The following is a 17,899-nucleotide window of genomic DNA, read 5'->3' as shown; positions in this document are numbered from 1 at the left end:
TCACCATGGCATTTTTCACTGGTCCCCACCGCACCCCAGGCCGCGTGCGCTCGCTGGCGGTACTCCCCGCCGTCGTACTTCTCGGAACGGCCGCACTCGCCGGGTGCTCAGACCCCGGCGCTTCCGCCTCAGCGTCCGGCGGCGCGTCCGCGACGGCGGCGCGCAACGGCGTGGTCTACAACACCGCTCCTGATCAGCAGCGGATCCGGGCGGAGAAGGACGCGGCGCTCGCGGCCAAGGTCCCGGAGCTGATTGGCAAGGACGGCAAGCTCACCGTGGCCACCACGGCAGGATCCATTCCGCTGACCTTCCACGCCACCGACGACAAGACGCCGATTGGTGTGGAACTGGACCTCGCCCAGCTCGTGGCGGACAAGCTGGGGCTGGAACTCGACATCCAGGTCACCTCCTGGGAGAACTGGCCGCTGAAGACCCAGTCCGGCGACTTTGAAGCAGTGTTCTCCAACGTGGGCGTCAACAAGGACCGCGTGAAGCTGTTCGATTTCGCCACCTATCGCGCGGCGTTCATGGGCTTCGAAGCCAAGAAGTCGGCCACCTACGACATCAAGGGCGCCGACGACATCTCCGGCCTGAAGGTATCCGTGGGTTCGGGCACCAACCAGGAGAAGATCCTGCTGGCTTGGAACAAGGAGTTGGAGGATAAGGGCAAGGCCCCGGCCGTCCTGCAGTACTACTCCACCGACGCCGACACCATCTTGGCGCTCTCCTCCGGCCGGACCGACCTCAACATCGCCCCGTACCCGTCCACCGTGTACCGGGAAAACACCCGCGATGACCTCAAGGTAGTGGGCAAGGTTAACGCCGGCTGGCCCTCCGAAACCCTCGTGGCCGCCACCACGCTCCGCGGCAACGGCCTGGCTCCCGTGCTCACGGAAGCCCTCAACTCCGCCATCAAGGATGGTTCCTACGCCGAGGTTCTGGAGCGCTGGGGCCTGTCCGAGGAAGCCCTGCCGGAATCCAAGACAGTCACCGCGGAAAGCTTCGCTGCTGCCCAGGCCAGTGCCACCCCGACCGGAGCCGCAAAATGAAGTTTCAGGTCCTGGACATCATCCCGCATCTGAAGAACCCGCTGACCGGCGAGATCGTCTCCACGGCGGACCGGCTCAACCAGGTGGTGGAGACCGCGCGCCGGGCCGAAGAACTTGGCTTTGACAGCTTCTCGGTAGGGGAGCGGCACGCCGGCGAGTTCATCTCTTCCTCGCCCACCACCGTCCTGGCAGCCATCGCCGCAGTCACGGACAGGATCCGGCTGCAGAGCGGCGTGACAGTACTCTCCGTGCTGGACCCTGTGCGGGTGGCGGAGGATTACGCCACCATCGACCAGCTGAGCCGTGGGCGGCTGGAACTGGTGATCGGCAAAGGCAACGAAGTCCTCCAGTACCCGCTTTTCGGCCTCGACCTTGCTGACCAGTGGGACCTGCTGGCGGAAAAGTATGAGCTGCTGCGGCGGCTCTGGCGCGAGGAAGGCGTCACCTGGTCCGGCCGGTTCCGCGCCCCGCTAACCGAACCGACCACCACCACGCCACGGCCGTTCGCCGGCCCGCTCCGGATTTGGCACGGGTCTGCTACAACACTGACCTCGGCGGCGCTTGCTGCACAATGGGGCGACCCGCTGTTTACCGCCAACGCCATCCAGCCGCGGGAAAACTACCAGGTGCTGATTGACCACTACCGGGAAGAATACGAACGCCACGGCCACGATCCGAAGCAGCAGTACCTCGGTTCGGGCAGCGGCGCCGGCGGGGTGTTCATCGCGGACACCACTCAGGAAGCCATCCGCCAGTACGGCCCGGTCTACGAGGCCCTCACCGCCAACCGCAACGTCCCGGGGAACAACTCGCCGTTCCGCGACATCCAGCACGCGGTGGCCGAGGGGCCGGCGCTGGTGGGCAGCCCGGAACAGGTGATCGACAAGATCCTGAGCTACCACTCGCTGTACGGCCACGATCTGCAGTCCGTTTCGCTGCCCACCACGCTGCCGTTTGAACAGCAGCTGGACATCCTGGAACGGTTCGCACTGGAGGTCATCCCCGCCGTCCGGACCGCAGCGCCCACCACACTCTGGGAGGCCGAAGACCCGTACGGCAGCCGCCCGGAGTCCGCCGGCCCGGCCGCCGACTCGGCTAACCACCCGACCAACAGGAGAACAGATGCCCTCGTCCACTGAGACCGCCCTTGAGTCCTTCGACGCCGACTGGCAGGACTGGCACGCCGCCCACGAGCGCAACCGCGCACACCCGCACGGCTTCCTCGCGGTGACCCACCTGCACTGGCTGGGCGCGGAAGCCACGCCGCTCGAAGGTGCCCCCGGCACCTGGAGCGCGGAGAACGACGTCGTCCGCGTGGTCCTTGAGGCGGGCGAGAGCCTGCAGCGGGACGGGCAGGAACTGAACACCGAAGCAGGGGCAACCCTCAAGTTCGGCCCCCTTGAGGAGCGCGGCGGGCTCAATCTCGCCTCGGGCGGTACGGTGATCGAGGTTGCCAAGCGCGGCGGTGAGTACATTGTCCGGCCGCGGAACCCCGGCAACCCGCTGCTGCTGGAATACCAAGGGACCCCCGCCTATACGCCGAATGCGGCCTTCGCCGTGGCCGGAAAGTACGTGCCGTTTGAGGTGCCGCGCTCAACCACGGTGGGCGCCGCCGTCGAAGGCATCCAGCACGTGTACGAGGCGCCGGGTGAGATCCGGTTCAAGCTGGCCGGACAGGAGCTGGCGCTGACCGCGTTCAACGGCCACGCCCCCGGCTCGCTGTCGGTGCTGTTCACGGACCAGACCTCGGGCAGAACCACCTATGAGGCGAACCGCTCGCTCTCGGTGGTTCCCGCAGCCGACGGCACCGTGCACCTGGACTTCAACCGCGCCGTGAACCTGCCCTGCGCCTACACCGACTTGGCCACCTGCCCGCTGCCGCCGGCCGAAAACCGGCTGCCGGTGCCCATCGAAGCAGGGGAAAAGATTCCCTACGAACGTCAGGACCAGAAGTGAGCACTCCAAAACACCGCACCGCGAAGTCGGGCAGCGCCGGCTTCCTGGCGATCGAACTCGACGGCGCGGGCTGGGGCGGCGGGGAGTTCGCCAGCCTCGCCGAGGCCGTCCTGGCCGCTGAATCCGCAGGGTTCCACGTGGCCACTTTCGCGGACACACCGGTTCCAGGCCGCGCCAACGCCCTGCAGCGCGCCGCCTACGCCGGGCCGCTGACCCGGACCATCGCCCTGGTTCCCGAGGTGGACACCGTTTACACCGAGCCGTTCCACGTCTCCACCCAGCTCGCCAGCCTCGATTATGTCTCCGGCGGCCGTGCCGGGTGGATCGCAACCGCGGCGGAATCACCGGAGGCTGCCGCCGCCGTTGGGCGCCCGTCTGTAACTGGGGGTGCGCTGGCCCAGGAAGCCGCGGCCTCCATCGAGGTGTCCCGCCGGCTGTGGGACTCGTGGGAGGACGGCGCCGTGATCCGCGACGTTGCCACGGGCCGGTACATCGACGTGGACAAGCTGCACTACGCGGACTTCGAGACCCCGGCCGATTATGCCGGCCCCGGCTACTCGGTCAAGGGCCCGTCCATCATTCCCAGGCCGCTGCAGGGGCAGTTGCCCGTGCTGGCGGCCGCATCCGTGGTCGGCGCGGGGCAGGTTGCGGCGGATGCCGTGGACGCTGTCCTCGTCACCGCGCCCACGCCAGAATTGCTCGCCGCGGAGATCCGGGATGTCCGCGCCCGGGTAGGTGCCGCCGTGGCGGTCATTGCCGAACTCGACGTCGTCGTGGACTCGCGCGGGCAGGGTGCGGCTGAGCGCCAGGGCGGCAACGAAAGCGGCCGCGCGCGCTACACCGGCACTGCTGCCGGGCTCACGGACTTCCTTGAGCTGCTGTTGACGGAGGCCGACGGCGTCCGTCTCCACCCGGCGTCGCTCGCCCTGGAGCTGGACGAGCTTTCACGCCTGGTCCTGCCGGAGCTGAGGCGCCGGGGGGTCCTTCGGGCGCCGGTGCAGGACGGCACCTTCCACGACCTGCTGGGGCTGACCCGTCCGGCCAGCCGCTACGCATCCGCCGCCGTCGGCGCCGGAAACTAAGGGGATAACCATGACACAGCACAGCAGTGCTAAATCCGAAGTTTTCACGCCCACGGGCAAGCTGCAGTTCGGCATCTTCTTCCAGGGGGTCAACTCCGGCACCATCTGGAAGGCCACGGAATCGGGCTCCCAGACCGACTTCGAATCGTTCCGCCGCATCATCCAGACCGCCGAGCGCGGGCTGTTCGCAGCGTTCTTCCTGGGCGAGGGGCTCCGCCTGCGGGAGCACCTCGGCAGGCCGCACGCGCTGGATGTGGTGGGCAGGCCTGACGCGCAGACCATGCTTGCCGCCCTGGCGTCGGTGACCAAGAACATCGGGCTGGTGGCCACGCAGAACACCACGTACAACGACCCCGCGGACCTGGCGCACCGGCTCGCCTCGCTTGACCTGATCTCCGGTGGCCGTGCCGCGTGGAATATCGTGACCACGGACAACGCCTGGACCGGTGCGAACTTCCGCCGCGGCGGATACCTGGACCACGCCGACCGGTACAGGCACGCCGAAGCCTTCGTCGAGACGGCCAAGCGCATCTGGGATTCCTGGGAAACGCCGTCCGGTCCCGCCCGCCGGGTGCTCCACGAGGGCCAGCACTACACGGTGGATGTGACCCCGCGCCTGCCGCGAAGCGCGCAGTACCGACCGGTGCTTTTCCAGGCCGGTGACTCGCCGGAAGGGCGCGACTTCGCGGCCCGTCAGGCGGACGTCATCTTCTCGGCCCACCCCAAGTTTGAGGCCGCCGTCGAGTTCCGCAAGGACCTCGTGGCGCGTTCAATCGCCGCCGGGCGGGGTGCCAACGCCGTGCAGATCATGCCGGCCAGCGAATTCATCCTCGCCCCCACCGCCGAGGAAGCTGCCGCAAAGAAGGAGTGGGTGCGCAGCCTGCAGATCGGCCCGCAGCAGGCCGTGGCCTACCTGGAGCAGTTCTGGGGCCGCGAGCTCTCCGAATACGATCCGGACGGTCCCCTCCCGGAGATCGACCCCGTGGTGGAGGAGACCTCCGAGACCCGGGGCAGCGGCTTTCATGGTGCCAAGGCGCGGCAGTTGGCGGACCAGTGGCGGGCGGAGGCCAAGGACAAGGGCCTCTCCATCCGGCAGTTCGTCACCTCGAAGACGGCCCGCATTGATGCGACCTTCACGGGTTCCTACTCTGCGGTGGCCGACCAGCTGGCTGAATTCGCCCGGGTGGGCGCCGTGGACGGCTTCAACATCTCGCCGTGGCTGGTCCCCACGGGCCTGGACGACATCGTGAACCACCTGGTGCCGGAACTGCAGGAGCGCGGCGTCTATCCGACCGAGTACGCGGGAACGACGCTGCGGGAAAACCTTGGGCTGGAAACACCGGTTCGCACTGCGGATGAGACCGCGGAGACGGTCCGCGCCTGATGCACGTGGCCGGTTTCGGGAGAAGGCACGACGACGGCGGTGAGGAGAGCGCCGTCGTCGACCCTTCCGCTGATGGTGCCGGTGGCCGCGGTACTGTCATGCTGCAGCTGACGGTGTGGGAGCAGCCGCTGTAGGGTTTCTGGCCCGCGGTGCCGGTTTTGCTCGATAACTTGTCAGAGTGAAATCTATGACTGTCACAGCGAGATGTTCGGGACGCTTGCATCGGACTCCATCCTGACGCTGTTGGGACCAGGACCTGACGTCAGGATAGGGTGTGCCCCAACTGGACGAACTCCGCGCCGTTAGCCAGGCTCTCAGGACTTTCTGAGTCCGGTTACACACGAGGCCGCGTTTGACCTCACTTAACTTTGAGCAGGCCTGCTCCAACAACGCTGTTCAGAAGCATCCGGTGCGGATGCCACGGACCTCGAGATTCATCTCCACCTGGTGACCCGGGAGCCTACCAAGTCGGCAATAAGCAGGCCTGGACGGCAGCGGCCATGCCTGGCCTAATGGCCGCCTCCCGGCTTACGGCTCTCATCGATGTAATCGATAGCACATATCTTAATTGTTTGTTTCCGTTGGTGTTAGCCAGCTCACTACATTGAGGAAAGCCGGCGGCCGAAGCCGCCGCAGCAACCAATGGAGGTACTGCACGGTGGGTATTCGACGGGTCCTGATCGTGGGGGGCGGAATCGGCGGACTCGGTTTGGCCGCGGCACTGGGCCAGCAGGGGGTGGATGTTGAGATCGCGGAGCGGCGCACCGAATACAAGCTCCTGGGGGTAGGTATTAACCAGCCGGCCAACTCCCTCCGCATCCTGGGCCGTTTGGGACTTCTCGAGCAGATCCGCTCGGTGGGTTTCGCTTATGACCGCAATGAATTTTTCGATTGGCAGGGAAACCATATCGTCACCTGCCCGTCGAATCTGGGCGAAGAGGGCGTACCGGCCAATACGGCACTGACCCGCCTGAATCTGCACGAATTTCTGCTCGGTGCTGCCCAGCGGGCAGGGGCAGAGTTCCACATGGGAACCACGGTGGAGGAATTCGAGGATGCAGGAGATCACGTCGATGTCGTGCTGAGCAACGGACGAGCGCAGTCCTATGATCTCGTCGTCGGCTTCGATGGCGTGCACTCGGACATGCGCCGCCGCATCTTCGGCGACGAGTTCGAGCCTGTGTATACCGATTGTGCCGTCTGGCGCCTGTCGCTGCCCCGGCCGCCGGAAGTCACCCACACAATGCTCTTTCAGGGCGACAGGACAAAGGCCGGCGTCATCCCCTTGTCGGAGTCCCTGATGTACCTTCTGGTGGTCTCCCCGGAACCGGGTGCCCCCCGGCACGATCCGGCAAGGTTCGGGGAGCTTCTCCGCAGCCGCCTGGCCGGGTACGGCGGTCTCATCGGCCGGATCCGGGATGCGATCAACGGGCCTGAGGGTATTGTGTACAGCCCCATCAACGAGGTCAACCTGCCTGACCCATGGTTCAGGGGGAGAGCAATCGTCCTCGGAGACGCCGCGCACGCGTCCGCCCCACACCTCACCCAGGGCGCCGGGATGGCCCTTGAAGACGCCTGGGTCCTCGCCGAGGAACTCGTCAAAGAGCGGCCCATAGAGGATTCACTTTCCGCAGTGATGCTGCGGAGGTTCCAGCGAACCAAACTCGTGCAGGACGTCTCACGTGAGGTTCTCAAGGCCGAGACGACACTCACGGCCGAGGCGCTGCCACACGCCATCGACCATATGCGCACCGCGTTGCCCGCGCAGTTCTTCGAGATCGAAGCGCGCCTCAACCAGCCCGCCTGACCCCGGATACCGCGCCCAAGGCCGCGGGTCCGCCAAAAATTACAGCCACATCACAAGGAGACATCATGCCCAAAAGAGCCTGGCTCACCTTCCTGGCCGTCACGGCATTAACGCTGACAGCCACCGCCTGCGGCGGCGAGGGAAACGCTTCGAGCACTGCTACTTCCGTGGACGTATCCGGTCAGAACACGTCCACCATCGCCGACGCCGATTTCAAGGGCACAAGCGGCAAGGCACCCACAGATGCCGTCAGGACCGAGGAAGGCAAGAAGGTCTGGATCATCTCCTGTTCCCAGATGTCCGAAGGGTGCGCCACGGTCAGTGCCGCGGCCACCGAGGCCGCCGAAACGCTGGGCTGGACCACGACAGTGTTCGACGGGGCATTCGGCGCCGGCGGAGCGTACTCGGCTGGAATCCGCCAGGCAGCTGCCGCCAAGGCCGATGCCATCATCGTCGTCAGCGTCGACTGCAACCTCATCCTGGCGCCCCTGCGCGAGGCTAAAGCCGCCGGAATCCCAGTAGTGCAGGCCTTCTCGTTCGACTGCGACGACCCCCATGTAGGCGGCGAGCCGCTCTTCGCAGCATCCATGAAGATGACGGAGGCGCACCCCGACCTTGCCAGCTGGCTGCAGGCGTGGGGCGCGGCCAAGGCCCGCTGGATCATCGGCGCCACGGACGGCGAGGCAAAGCTCCTGAACACCGTCTTCGACGGCAAGATCCTCGGCGATTACGTCAACAAAGGCTTCGCAGAGGAGCTGAAGACCTGCGCCGACTGCGAAGTTCTCGCCGACGTCCACGTCGCCGACAGCGACATCGGCTCCGGCGTGCTGCGGCAAAAGTTTTCCGCGGCACTGACCGCCAACCCCACGGCCAACGCCAGTAACGTCCTCTTCGATGGCTGGATGAGCGGTTCCGGCCTCGCCCAGGCAATCAACTCCACCGGGCGGGCTGCCTCCATCGCCGCCATGGGCGGCGAAGGCCTGAAACCGAACCTTGGGTTCATCAAGGAAAAGCGCGGCCAGAGCGCGGCCGTCGCTTACGACGCCGAGTGGCTCGGTTGGGGAATGATCGACGTTCTCGCCCGGGTTCTGGCCGGACAGCCCCAGGTCACCCAAGGCCTCGGCTGGCAGACGGTCGATGCCGAACACAACCTTCCCGAATCGGACACCGCCTACCGTTCCAGCTACGACTTCCGCGCAGACTACAAACACGCCTGGGGCACGAAGTGACCACAGCACGGCTGCGTCTGCGGGGGCTGCGGAAGTCCTTCGGCAGCACGCTCGCACTCAATAACCTCGACCTGGACGTCCAGGCGGGCGAAGTCCACACCCTGCTGGGTGCGAACGGGTCGGGGAAGTCCACGCTGGTCAAGATCCTCGCCGGCGTCGTAGCTGCAGACAGCGGCGCCATCACCCTGGCGGGCAAACAACTGGCGGCAAAGGACGTCTCACCGCAAGCGGCCAAGGAGCTCGGCCTGCGGTTCGTTCACCAGGATCCGGCGGTGTTCCCGAGCATGTCCGTCATGGAAAACCTCGCCCTCGGCCATGGGTATCCTTCACGGTTCACCAAGGTCAGTTGGCCCGTCCTCCGGGAACGCGCCGCCGCGCTCATCGACCGGTTCGACCTCAACTGCGAGCCCGAAACCCCTTTGGTTACGCTGGGACCCGCCCAGAGGACGATGGTCGCCATCGCCCGCGGGCTTCAGGACGAAATAGACGGTGCACAGCGCGAACACACACTGGTGCTGGACGAGCCCACCGCCTCCCTGTCCGCGGGTGAATCCAACCAGCTGCTCGAGTACATCCAGGTCCTGGCGGGCAAGGGGGCCTCGATTCTCTACATCACCCACCGCCTCCAGGAACTGGACCAGGCCGCTGACACGGTAACGGTCATGCGGGACGGCAGCCGGGTGTTTGCGGGCCCCTACGAGCAGGGATCCAGGGAATCGCTCATCGAGTACATCGCGGGACGTCCGCTGGACGGACTGTACCCGGAACCCTCCGGGCGCACCGCCGTGACTCCGGTCCTGACGGTTGCTGCGCTGAATGCCCCGGGCCTGGAAGACATCACTTTCCAGGCCAACAGCGGTGAGATCCTCGGCATCGCGGGGTTCCTCGGCGCGGGCCGGAGCCACCTGTTGGAGTGCCTCTTCGGCGTGGAGGAGAGGGAAGGAACTGTCGCGGTCGAAGGGACCGTTGTGCCCCCCGGAAGCATCACCGCGGCGATGAAGTCCGGAATGGCCTTCGTCCCCGAAGACCGGCTCGAATCAGCAGCCTTCACCGACCTGTCCATCAGCGAAAACCTGTCCGCCGGAATGGTCAGGAACTACTGGAACAGGTTCCGCCTCGACCAGCGGCGCGAGAAGCATGACTCGCACCGGCTGCTGCACGAGTACCGCATCAAGGCCCACAGCCACCAGCAGCATCTGGGCGCGCTCTCCGGCGGCAATCAGCAGAAGGTCGTCATGGCTCGATGGCTGCGGCGGTCCCCGAAGGTGTTGCTTCTGGACGAACCCACCCAGGGCGTTGACGCCGGAGCCCGGCCGGAGATCTACAGCATGGTCCGGGCACAGACCAACGCCGGGGCCACCGCCGTTATCGTCAGCTCGAATTTCGAGGAGCTGGCCAACCTGTGCGACCGGGTCCTCATCCTCAACAACGGCCATGTCACCGACGAGATCCCCGGTGATGGCTTGACCGCCCAGCAACTCACCCGTATGTGCTTCACCCCGACCGGAAGTAGGACCGTATGACGGCGCCCGTCCAGACCCCCACGCCCCCGCGTACGAAAGAGAACCCGGGCCTTCGGGATTCGTCGGCCCGTCGGCAACACCTGTTCGAGAAGTATGGACTGGTCCTCGTTTTCGTCCTGGTCTTTGGCTTCTTCTCGGTCTTGGGCGCGACGTCGGATGTCTTCTCGACGAGTGCGAACATCACCACGACGGTGGGTAACTCCGCTGTCATTGCCCTGGCTGCCCTCGCTACCGTGGTACCCTTCCGGGCAGGATTCCTCGACCTGTCCGTCAGCGCCAATGTCGGCGTCGCCTCGGTGGTCACCGCCGCTGCGATGTCGAGCTTTTCCGCCCCGCTGTGGGTGGCCATCCTCGCGGGATTAATCTCAGGCATCGTCGTGGGCGCCATCAATGGCTTCCTGGTCACCGTCGCCAAGCTGGACGTCTTCATCACGACACTCGGCATGGCCACGATCCTGGCCGGTGTGCTGCAGTGGTACACCGGGGGCATGCCGATCACCAGTGGTCTTTCGATGGCGCTTCAGGACTTCGGTTCCCTGTCTTGGTTGGGCATCCCGCGGCTCGTTTTCCTGCTTATTCCAGCCATCGCCGTGGCCTCGTACCTCCTGGAGAGCACCCCCTTCGGGCGGGAACTTACAGCCATCGGTTCCAACGCCCGCTCGGCCCACATGGTGGGGATCCGCACGTCCCGCGTCATCTGGCAGAGCTTCCTGTTCAGCGGGCTGTTGGCAGGGATCGCGGGTGTGCTGCTCACCGCACGGTCCGGGGCTGCGGATCCTCTGACGGGCCCTGGCCTGATGTTCCCTGTCCTCGCCGCCGTCTTCCTGGGAAAGACAGCGATCCGCCCGGGCCAGGCCAACGTGATCGGAACGATCATCGGGGTCTTCTTTGTGGCCTTCACCGTCAGTGGCCTGAGCATTGCCGGGGCCCAGGCATGGGTCGGACCGGTCTTCAACGGCGCGGCCCTGGTTGGCGCGATTGCCCTGTCAACCTACTTCGGCCGGCACAGGTCCCGGCGCTGACCTCCCACCGCCACGTGAGTGGCCGGGGTACCAGCGCACGGTTGATTAGGATGGGATGAACTATTTCTTTAGCCACAAGGGTGTGCCGGAGTTGGATTTGAATCGGGTGGACCTTAACCTCCTGGTGGCGTTCGATGCCTTGCTGGCCGAGCGGCATGTGACCCGGGCAGCGGCACGACTTTCGGTGGGGCAATCGGCGATGAGCGCCACGCTCGGCAGGCTCCGGAAGCTCTTCGATGACCCCATCTTCGTCAAGCAGGGGCGGGACCTGGTGGCGACGCCGCTGGCCGAGTCCATGGTGGAACCGGTGCGTGAGGCGCTGTCCCAGATCCAGACCCTCCTGTCGGTGCGTGAAGGGTTCGATCCGAAAACCAGCCGGCGGACTTTTTCCATCACTGCCAGCGACTATGTCACCCTGATCTTCCTCCACCCTCTGCTGAGGCGGCTGGCGGCGGAGGCACCTAATGTGACCCTGCAGATCCAGCCGGTGGGTGATGATTATTCCGGGAAGCTGTGGCGCAATGAAACAGACCTGCTGATCCTCCCGGCGGAAATCATGCCCGACCCGGAGCGCTTCGAGCGCCGCGTGCTGTTCACGGACCGCTACGTTTGCGCCGTGGACGGCGCCAATGACGCCGTCGGCGATGAGATCACCCTTGAGGAATTCTGCACCCAGCCCTATATGGCCACCAGTCTGGGGGGTATGCCGGCCTTCGCGGAACTTCAGCTTGAGGGCCAGGGCATCAAGCCGGACTGGGAAATCACCGCGAGCTCGACCCTTGCCCCGTTCCTGTTGCGGGACACCAGGTTCATCATGCTGATCCTGGAAAAGCTCGGCCGGTATGCCGCCCGCGAGGTCAACCTCCGGCTGTTGGAACCTCCGATGCCGCTGACCCCGATCACGGAAACCCTGTTTTGGACCGGACGTTTCACGAACGACCCCGGCCATCTTTGGCTCCGCAACAGGCTGCACGAGCTGGTTGAGGAGCTCGGAGTCCGGGAATGAACGGCGTGTAGCGCACGAACGGGCCCTCCCCAGCTGAGCTGGGGAGGGCCCGTTCATCGTGCTGTCGGTGCGGTCAGCTTTGGGGTGCGAGCTGGTTCCGCAGTGCGTCCGGTACTGTCGCGGGTTTGCCGTCGGGGCCGACGTGCACCACGGTGTGGTGGCCTTCTATGGCCGGTTCGCCGTCGTGGAAGATCGTCCAGGCGTAGTTGATGGACGAGTTGCCTACCCGCTCGGCGGTCAGTTCGACGTCGAACGAGTCTCCGGCAGCCAGAGGCCGTCGGTAGGTTGATCCCACCGTGAGGCGCGGGAATGAACCCACCTCGATGCCGGGGTCCGTCTGCCGGTACAGGGCATGTTCGACAGCCTCCACCCAGCGGAAGGGAGCGGTGAAGTGGATCCGGCCGGAGGCGTCGGTGTCCACCCACGCCACGACTCCCGTGCTGCGCACGGCCTAGACTCCCGCCGCCGCGGCAACGGCTGTCCCGTCCGCTCCGGCTGCCACGGCCGGCAGGCCCATGATCTCCCGGGCCTCGGCCGGGGTCGCGGGCTCCATACCGAGTTCCCGGATGATCCGGACGATCCGTTCGACCTGCTCAACGTTGGTCGCCAGCCGGCCACGCTCCAGGTGGAGGTTGTCCTCCAGCCCCACGCGGACGTGTCCGCCCAGCAGCAGTGCATGCACGGTGGCCGGCAGCTGCGCCGGTCCGATGCCGCTGACGTTGAAGATGGCGCCCTCGGGCAGGTGCTCCACGAGCATCTGCAGGATCTTCGGCGTGTACGGGAGTCCGCCCTGGAAGGCTTTGTGGGCGCCGAGGACCATGTTGATGTAGTACGGCGGCTGGTCGAATCCCTCCGCGATCAGCGTGCTGACATCCTGGAGGATATGCGGCAGGCTGAAGACCTCCCACTCCGGTTTGATGCCGCGTTTCTTCATTTCGACGGCGAGTTCCCGGGAACGCGACGGCGTGGTGGTCACCAGCAGTTCCTTGCCGCCAAAGCTCGCGCAGACGGTGTGCGCGTCCAGCGTGCACATCTCTGCGTCTGCTTCCAGGCCCTTGATGCGCTCGTTGAAGTCGATCTCCCACAGGCCGTTGTCCAGCTGATGGATCATGTCCCCGTGCACGCCGCCGCCGGTGGAGTTATTGATGATGATGTCGCAGCGTTCCCGCACCAGGGCGTTGATCCGGCGGTAGACCTCCGGTTCGCAGGTGGCCAGGCCGTCCTCCCGGCGGGCATGGATCGCCGCAATGCTGGCGCCTGCCTCGTAGCAACGGAAGACATCATCGGCGATTTCCTCCGGTGTGACCGGCAGGTGGAGGCTTTGTTCCTTGGTGGCCATGCCTCCGGTGGGGGCGATGGTCACAATGACCTTGCGCGGGCCTTTGCTGGTGTGCTGCTTCTCCGCCATGGTTCAGTCCTCCTGGGATGTGATGGCCAGCCGGGCGGCTGTGCCGTGTGGGGATAGTTCGAGGTCGACGTCATCGAACGGGGCCTCGTTCTTCAGGTGGATGTCAACGGCCAGCAGTGCCCCGGTTCTGGGGCAGGCCCAGCCCGTAGCCGCCAGGTCGCGGTGCAGGGTGGCGCCGACACGGCGGGGCAGTTCCAGATCGAAGCGGTGGGCGCCCTCACGCCAGCGGGTGGACCCCGTGGACAGTACGGCTCCGGCGACGGTCTCGACCCGCCAGGTTCCGTCGACGGCGGCGATGGCGCGGAGCCGGTCGCCCAGCGGAAGCCATTTTTCCCCGTCTTTCAGCCCGGAGGGCGCCAGCTGGGGGTTGATGCCTTCTTCGACTTCGCTCAGTGTGGAGGCAGGCAGGCCGAGCCTGCGGGCACGTTCCTCCCCGCGGAGCGTGGCGGTTTCTGTAGCCAGCCAGGTGGAGGGCCGTCCCTGGGCGGGTAGGTCAAGGACGACGCCGTAGTCCGTGCGGGCGGCTTCGATGCTGACCACGCCGCGGCGGACGTCGGTGAGCACGTCCTCCGGGGCGCGGTCCAGCGGGTCGCCGATGCCTCCGCCGCCCTGCCATGTCACCGCAAAGACGTCGGTGGAGCGCATGGGGAACGCTCCCGGCTTTGAGCCGAGGTTCTCGAACTCGCTGAGCCTGCCGACGCCGTCGGCGAGCTCCGCGACCGGGTCGGGGCCGTCGGGGCTTTCAGCGAGGAAGTCCAGGGCAAAGGATTGGTGGATGGTGCCACCGGGCAGGCCGCCGGAGAGGCCGGCTGAGTTGGGGACCTCGACGCCGTGGGTCATGACGAGTGCCTCGGCTTCCGGGACCGAGATGGTGAGGGCCACTTCGGCGCCCAGCCCGCCGCGTCGCCGTCCGGCTCCGCCGGTGTCCTGCGCGAGCCGGCGGTAGAGGTAGACGAGCGGGGTTTTCTGTTCGTTGACTTCGACGTCGGCGATGGAGGGGCAGGGGGCGTTGATCGGACCGGCTGCGTCCTGGCCGTCGTGCGAACCGAAGGCGCCGAAGCCGCCCGCCAGGGGATCCATCAGGTGCAGGCCGAATTTCTCGCCATACTGGTTGAAGCCGCTGAGGTTGAACGTGGCCATGGTGCCGCTGCTGACGCCCTGGGCCCGGTCCGCGTACTGCTGAGTGGACATCAGGAAGCGGTTCAGTGCGCCGGCGACGACGTTGCTGACCACCCAGACGGTCTCGACCGTGGCGCTGCCCACCGGTGCCGGAGAGACGGCGGTGCAAATCAGCCCGTCAGGGGCCACGACGTCGACAGGCCGCAGCAGGCCGTCATTCCAGGGCAGGCCGAAGCCGAGCGTGGGGATCAGTGCGCCGGCGACCCCGCCCATGAGTCCGGCGCGGGAGCAGTTGACGAACCCGGCAGCCTGCGGTGACGAGCCGGAGAAGTCGAAGACGAGGCTGTCGCCCTTCTTGGTCGCGACCAGATCCACCGCGTACAGCTTGTCCGTGTGTCCGTCGTGTTCGAGGAAGTCGCGCACGTGCACGGTGCCGTCCGGGATCTCCAGGAGCCGTTCGCGCAGGCGCTGTTCGGAATCATCGACCATGCTGACCATCACGGCCTGCACCGTGGGGGTGCCGTAGCGTGTGCAGAGCTCGGTGAGCCGTTCGGAGGCCACGTTGAGGGTGGCGATGAAGGCCCGGATGTCCAGTCCTACCTGGGCGGGAAGCCTGGTGGCGGCGAGGATCATGTCCAGCACGTCCTGGCGGAGTTCGCCACGGTCCACGAGCTTCACTGCCGGGATCCGCAGGCCTTCCTGCCAGATTTCCTTGGCCTTGGGGGACCAGGAAGCGAAGTCCATGCCGCCCATGTCGGTCTCATGGGCCATGACCCCGGCCCAGGCAATGATCTCGCCGTCAACCACCAGCGGGGCGCACATCTGGACATCGTTCTGGTGCAGGGCGCCGACGAATGGGTCGTTGCCGATGATGCGGTCCCCGTCCCGGAGCGGTGTGCCGCTGTCCAGGAGATGACGGATGAGGGCGCCCACGGGCGGGGCTTCAAAGGTGACCTGGTGGCCCATGGTGGCGAAGGAGCCGTCAGGCAGGTACAGGCCGGTAAAGAAATCGCTGGCTTCGGTGACCGTGGGGCTGCCGCTGACGGACTGCAGTGCCATACGCATCTGGTCGGTGATGGCCACCAGGCGGCTGCGCACCACCTGGGCGGTGACGGCATCGGCCGGCGCCTGCGGTCCGGCCGGATCCTGCGGGGTTTCCTGGGTTACGGGCAGGCTGTTGACGAGGGTGCTCATTTGCTTCCCACTTTCACGTGAATGACGCCGAAACCGTCGGTTTCCGCGCTGCCGCCCGGCGGTACGACGACGACGCATCCGGGGAGCTGGATAAGGCAGGGGCCGGAGACCTGCTGGTCCGCGGCGGGCCAGCGGCAGCCGTAGACCACGGTCTCCTCCGGCGCGTTGGCGTCATCGAAAATGACTGGACGGACAGCGCGGACTTCGAAGAGGTCTCCGTGGGCGGCGGCCGGCGGGAGCGCCTCGGAGCCGAGGGCCGCGATTGACCGGACCGAGAGGATCTCAAATCCTGCCTCTCGGAAGCCTGAGCCCTTGCCGAAGAGCAGCTCGTATTCGGCTTCAAACCGGCCCAGGGTCGCGGCCAGGGCGTCCGTGTCCGGTGTCTGGGGGATGGCGATGTCCAGGTGGTGTGCCTGCCCGTGATAGCGGATGGCCGCTGTATGGGACAGCACGGATTTCTCCGGGTCCGGAATGGTCTCCAGCGCCCGCGCGGAGGTATCCGCCAGGGCAGTTGCCAGGACGGCGGCGTGTTCGGCTGCCGGGGCGGTGCCGCCGGAAAGCCGGACGTAGGAGGTGCGGGAGGAGGTGGTCTTCAGGTCGCTGGTGCCGGCACCGAACGCTGATTGTGCGGTGGCGGTGGCCGGGACCAGGAATCCTTCCAACCCCAGCTCACGGCAGAGTGCCCAGGCATGGGAAGGGCCGCTGCCGCCGCCGGCGACGAGTGTGAACTCGCGCGGATCGTGGCCGCGTTCGATGGTCACGGCACGGAGCAGATCGGACATGGCGGCATCGAAGATCACCCTGATGGCGCGTGCGGCCTCGACGGCATTGAGGCCCAGCGGCTTGCCGACCTTCTCTTCAATGGCGCGGGCGGAGGCGTCCTTGTCCAGCACGATGCCGCCACTGCCGAAACGTTCGGGGTCCAGGACGCCCAGAACAAGGTCCGCATCTGTGGTGGTGGGCTCGGTCCCGCCCTTGCCGTAGCACACGGGCCCGGGAACGGCCCCGGCGCTGCGTGGGCCAACGGAGAGGATGCCGCCCTCCACCGAGGCGATGGAGCCGCCACCGGCGCCGATGCTGGCGATGTCGACGCTGGGAACGCGCATGTCCGCGCCGCCGAAGGTCACGTCTTCGCGCAGCAGGGGCGCACCGTCGACCACGACGCCGACATCGAACGAGGTCCCGCCGACATCCATGGTGAGGATGCTGCCCAGCCCCAGTTCTTTGCCCAGGGCCTGACCTGCGACCACGCAGGACGCCGGGCCGCTGAGCAGGCCGGTGACGGGGGAGGCGGTGACTGTGGCGGCCGGCACGACGCCGCCGGCGTTGGTGGTCATCATGATCGGTGCTGTCATGCCCAGGTAGCGCAGCTGCTTTTCAAGGTTCAGGAGGTAATGTCCTGCGATGGGCCCGAGCGCGGCGTTGGCGGCTGTGGTGGAGGCTCGGGCGTACTCGCCGACCGAAGGGGCGATCTGGTGCGACAGGCTGACGAAGGCGTCCGGGAGTTCTTCGGCCAGGACGGCGGCGACCGCCAGTTCATGGTCCGGGTTTTCGGTGGCCCAGAGCAGGCAGACGGCGACGGCGGCGATGCCTTCCTCCCGCAGGCGCAGAGCACCCTTGCGCACGGTTTCGAGGTCCAGTTCGGTCAGGACCTTGCCGGCGGAATTGATCCGCTCGGTGACTTCGACCACCAGCTCGCGGGGCACCAGCGGCGCGGTTTGTCCGCGGAGGTGATAGTCGCCGAGTTCGAGGCCTTTGAGCCCGGCGGTGCCGCGGCGCAGCCGGCCGATCTCCAGGACGTCGCCGAATCCGCGGGTGGTGATCAGGCCGACCTTGGCCGACCGGCCGGTCAGCAGGGCGTTCAGGCCCACTGTAGTGCCGTGCCCGAAGCGTTCGATCCGGGGGGCCAGGTCCTCGACGGGCATGCCGGCGAGTTCGGCCGCTAGGTGGAGGGCGTTGACGACGCCGGTCACCACGTCCTGGGTGGTGGGGGATTTGCAGACGTAAGACTCGCCCGAGGGGGCGCGCAGCCAAAGGTCCGTGAAGGTACCGCCGACGTCGGTGCCGACGGTCCAGCCGTTAGTTCGTTCTTCAGTGCTAGTGGTCACAATGCTTCACTT

Annotated in this window: 14 protein-coding genes; 10 read left to right on the top strand and 4 right to left on the bottom strand. The window is 66.5% G+C overall.

Features of this window, described 5'->3' with window-relative positions; translation table 11 throughout:
• The first annotated feature begins 5 nt into the window (after positions 1 to 5).
• The 10 genes from AC1MCD_RS18765 (at position 6) to AC1MCD_RS18720 (ending at position 12,058) form a co-directional block, all read left to right on the top strand.
• The gene (locus AC1MCD_RS18765; protein WP_498674171.1) at positions 6 to 1,049 is read left to right on the top strand and encodes a transporter substrate-binding domain-containing protein; all 1,044 of its coding nucleotides are present in this window, start codon (positions 6 to 8) and stop codon (positions 1,047 to 1,049) included.
• Positions 1,046 to 2,188 (top strand): LLM class flavin-dependent oxidoreductase, encoded by a 1,143-nt coding sequence (locus tag AC1MCD_RS18760; RefSeq protein WP_498674169.1) that lies wholly within the window; start codon positions 1,046 to 1,048, stop codon positions 2,186 to 2,188. Before AC1MCD_RS18765 ends, AC1MCD_RS18760 begins: the two co-directional genes overlap by 4 nt.
• Complete coding sequence (locus AC1MCD_RS18755; protein WP_498674167.1) at positions 2,172 to 3,005, top strand: DUF1684 domain-containing protein; 834 nt, start codon at positions 2,172 to 2,174, stop codon at positions 3,003 to 3,005. Before AC1MCD_RS18760 ends, AC1MCD_RS18755 begins: the two co-directional genes overlap by 17 nt.
• Positions 3,002 to 4,087 carry an LLM class flavin-dependent oxidoreductase gene (locus AC1MCD_RS18750; protein WP_498674166.1) on the top strand — a complete coding sequence of 362 codons (1,086 nt, stop codon included), beginning with the start codon at positions 3,002 to 3,004 and terminating at the stop codon, positions 4,085 to 4,087. Before AC1MCD_RS18755 ends, AC1MCD_RS18750 begins: the two co-directional genes overlap by 4 nt.
• Before the next feature lie 10 nt (positions 4,088 to 4,097).
• Entirely contained in the window at positions 4,098 to 5,471 is a 1,374-nt protein-coding gene (locus AC1MCD_RS18745; RefSeq protein WP_498674164.1) for an NtaA/DmoA family FMN-dependent monooxygenase, read from the top strand.
• 658 nt (positions 5,472 to 6,129) lie between these two features.
• Positions 6,130 to 7,278: an FAD-dependent monooxygenase gene (locus tag AC1MCD_RS18740; RefSeq protein ID WP_498674163.1), complete on the top strand. Its 1,149-nt coding sequence runs from the start codon at positions 6,130 to 6,132 to the stop codon at positions 7,276 to 7,278.
• Between the two features lie 65 nt (positions 7,279 to 7,343).
• On the top strand, positions 7,344 to 8,507 hold the full coding sequence (locus AC1MCD_RS18735) for a sugar ABC transporter substrate-binding protein (RefSeq protein ID WP_498674161.1): 1,164 nt from the start codon (positions 7,344 to 7,346) through the stop codon (positions 8,505 to 8,507).
• Complete coding sequence (locus AC1MCD_RS18730; RefSeq protein ID WP_498674159.1) at positions 8,504 to 10,030, top strand: sugar ABC transporter ATP-binding protein; 1,527 nt, start codon at positions 8,504 to 8,506, stop codon at positions 10,028 to 10,030. Before AC1MCD_RS18735 ends, AC1MCD_RS18730 begins: the two co-directional genes overlap by 4 nt.
• The gene (locus AC1MCD_RS18725; RefSeq protein ID WP_498674154.1) at positions 10,027 to 11,052 is read left to right on the top strand and encodes an ABC transporter permease; all 1,026 of its coding nucleotides are present in this window, start codon (positions 10,027 to 10,029) and stop codon (positions 11,050 to 11,052) included. Before AC1MCD_RS18730 ends, AC1MCD_RS18725 begins: the two co-directional genes overlap by 4 nt.
• A gap of 55 nt (positions 11,053 to 11,107) precedes the next feature.
• The gene (locus tag AC1MCD_RS18720; protein ID WP_498674152.1) at positions 11,108 to 12,058 is read left to right on the top strand and encodes a LysR family transcriptional regulator; all 951 of its coding nucleotides are present in this window, start codon (positions 11,108 to 11,110) and stop codon (positions 12,056 to 12,058) included.
• Between the two features lie 73 nt (positions 12,059 to 12,131).
• On the opposite strand, the gene AC1MCD_RS18715 is transcribed toward AC1MCD_RS18720, so the two are convergent.
• The 4 genes from AC1MCD_RS18715 to AC1MCD_RS18700 are packed head-to-tail and all read right to left on the bottom strand — an operon-like array spanning position 12,132 to position 17,887.
• Positions 12,132 to 12,506 (bottom strand): acyl-CoA thioesterase, encoded by a 375-nt coding sequence (locus AC1MCD_RS18715; RefSeq protein ID WP_498674150.1) that lies wholly within the window; start codon positions 12,504 to 12,506, stop codon positions 12,132 to 12,134.
• A 3-nt stretch (positions 12,507 to 12,509) separates the two neighbouring features.
• Positions 12,510 to 13,466, bottom strand: a complete 957-nt coding sequence (locus AC1MCD_RS18710) for a beta-keto acid cleavage family enzyme (RefSeq protein WP_498674149.1) — start codon at positions 13,464 to 13,466, stop codon at positions 12,510 to 12,512.
• A gap of 3 nt (positions 13,467 to 13,469) precedes the next feature.
• On the bottom strand, positions 13,470 to 15,779 hold the full coding sequence (locus AC1MCD_RS18705; protein WP_498674148.1) for a hydantoinase B/oxoprolinase family protein: 2,310 nt from the start codon (positions 15,777 to 15,779) through the stop codon (positions 13,470 to 13,472).
• The gene (locus AC1MCD_RS18700) at positions 15,776 to 17,887 is read right to left on the bottom strand and encodes a hydantoinase/oxoprolinase family protein (protein WP_498674146.1); all 2,112 of its coding nucleotides are present in this window, start codon (positions 17,885 to 17,887) and stop codon (positions 15,776 to 15,778) included. The genes AC1MCD_RS18705 and AC1MCD_RS18700 overlap by 4 nt, the downstream gene beginning before the upstream one ends.
• Positions 17,888 to 17,899: the final 12 nt, after the last annotated feature.

Source organism: Arthrobacter sp. BF1 (assembly GCF_056680215.1).
Note: the sequence above shows the minus strand (reverse complement) of the source record. Positions and strands in the feature narration are given on the sequence as shown.

Coding starts and splice junctions, on each gene's coding strand:
- AC1MCD_RS18720 (WP_498674152.1), top strand. CDS start 11,108: ATGAACTATTTCTTTAGCCACAAGGGTGTGCCGGAGTTGGATTTGAAT.
- AC1MCD_RS18725 (WP_498674154.1), top strand. CDS start 10,027: ATGACGGCGCCCGTCCAGACCCCCACGCCCCCGCGTACGAAAGAGAAC.
- AC1MCD_RS18755 (WP_498674167.1), top strand. CDS start 2,172: ATGCCCTCGTCCACTGAGACCGCCCTTGAGTCCTTCGACGCCGACTGG.
- AC1MCD_RS18760 (WP_498674169.1), top strand. CDS start 1,046: ATGAAGTTTCAGGTCCTGGACATCATCCCGCATCTGAAGAACCCGCTG.
- AC1MCD_RS18765 (WP_498674171.1), top strand. CDS start 6: ATGGCATTTTTCACTGGTCCCCACCGCACCCCAGGCCGCGTGCGCTCG.
- AC1MCD_RS18735 (WP_498674161.1), top strand. CDS start 7,344: ATGCCCAAAAGAGCCTGGCTCACCTTCCTGGCCGTCACGGCATTAACG.
- AC1MCD_RS18745 (WP_498674164.1), top strand. CDS start 4,098: ATGACACAGCACAGCAGTGCTAAATCCGAAGTTTTCACGCCCACGGGC.
- AC1MCD_RS18710 (WP_498674149.1), bottom strand. CDS start 13,466: ATGGCGGAGAAGCAGCACACCAGCAAAGGCCCGCGCAAGGTCATTGTG.
- AC1MCD_RS18705 (WP_498674148.1), bottom strand. CDS start 15,779: ATGAGCACCCTCGTCAACAGCCTGCCCGTAACCCAGGAAACCCCGCAG.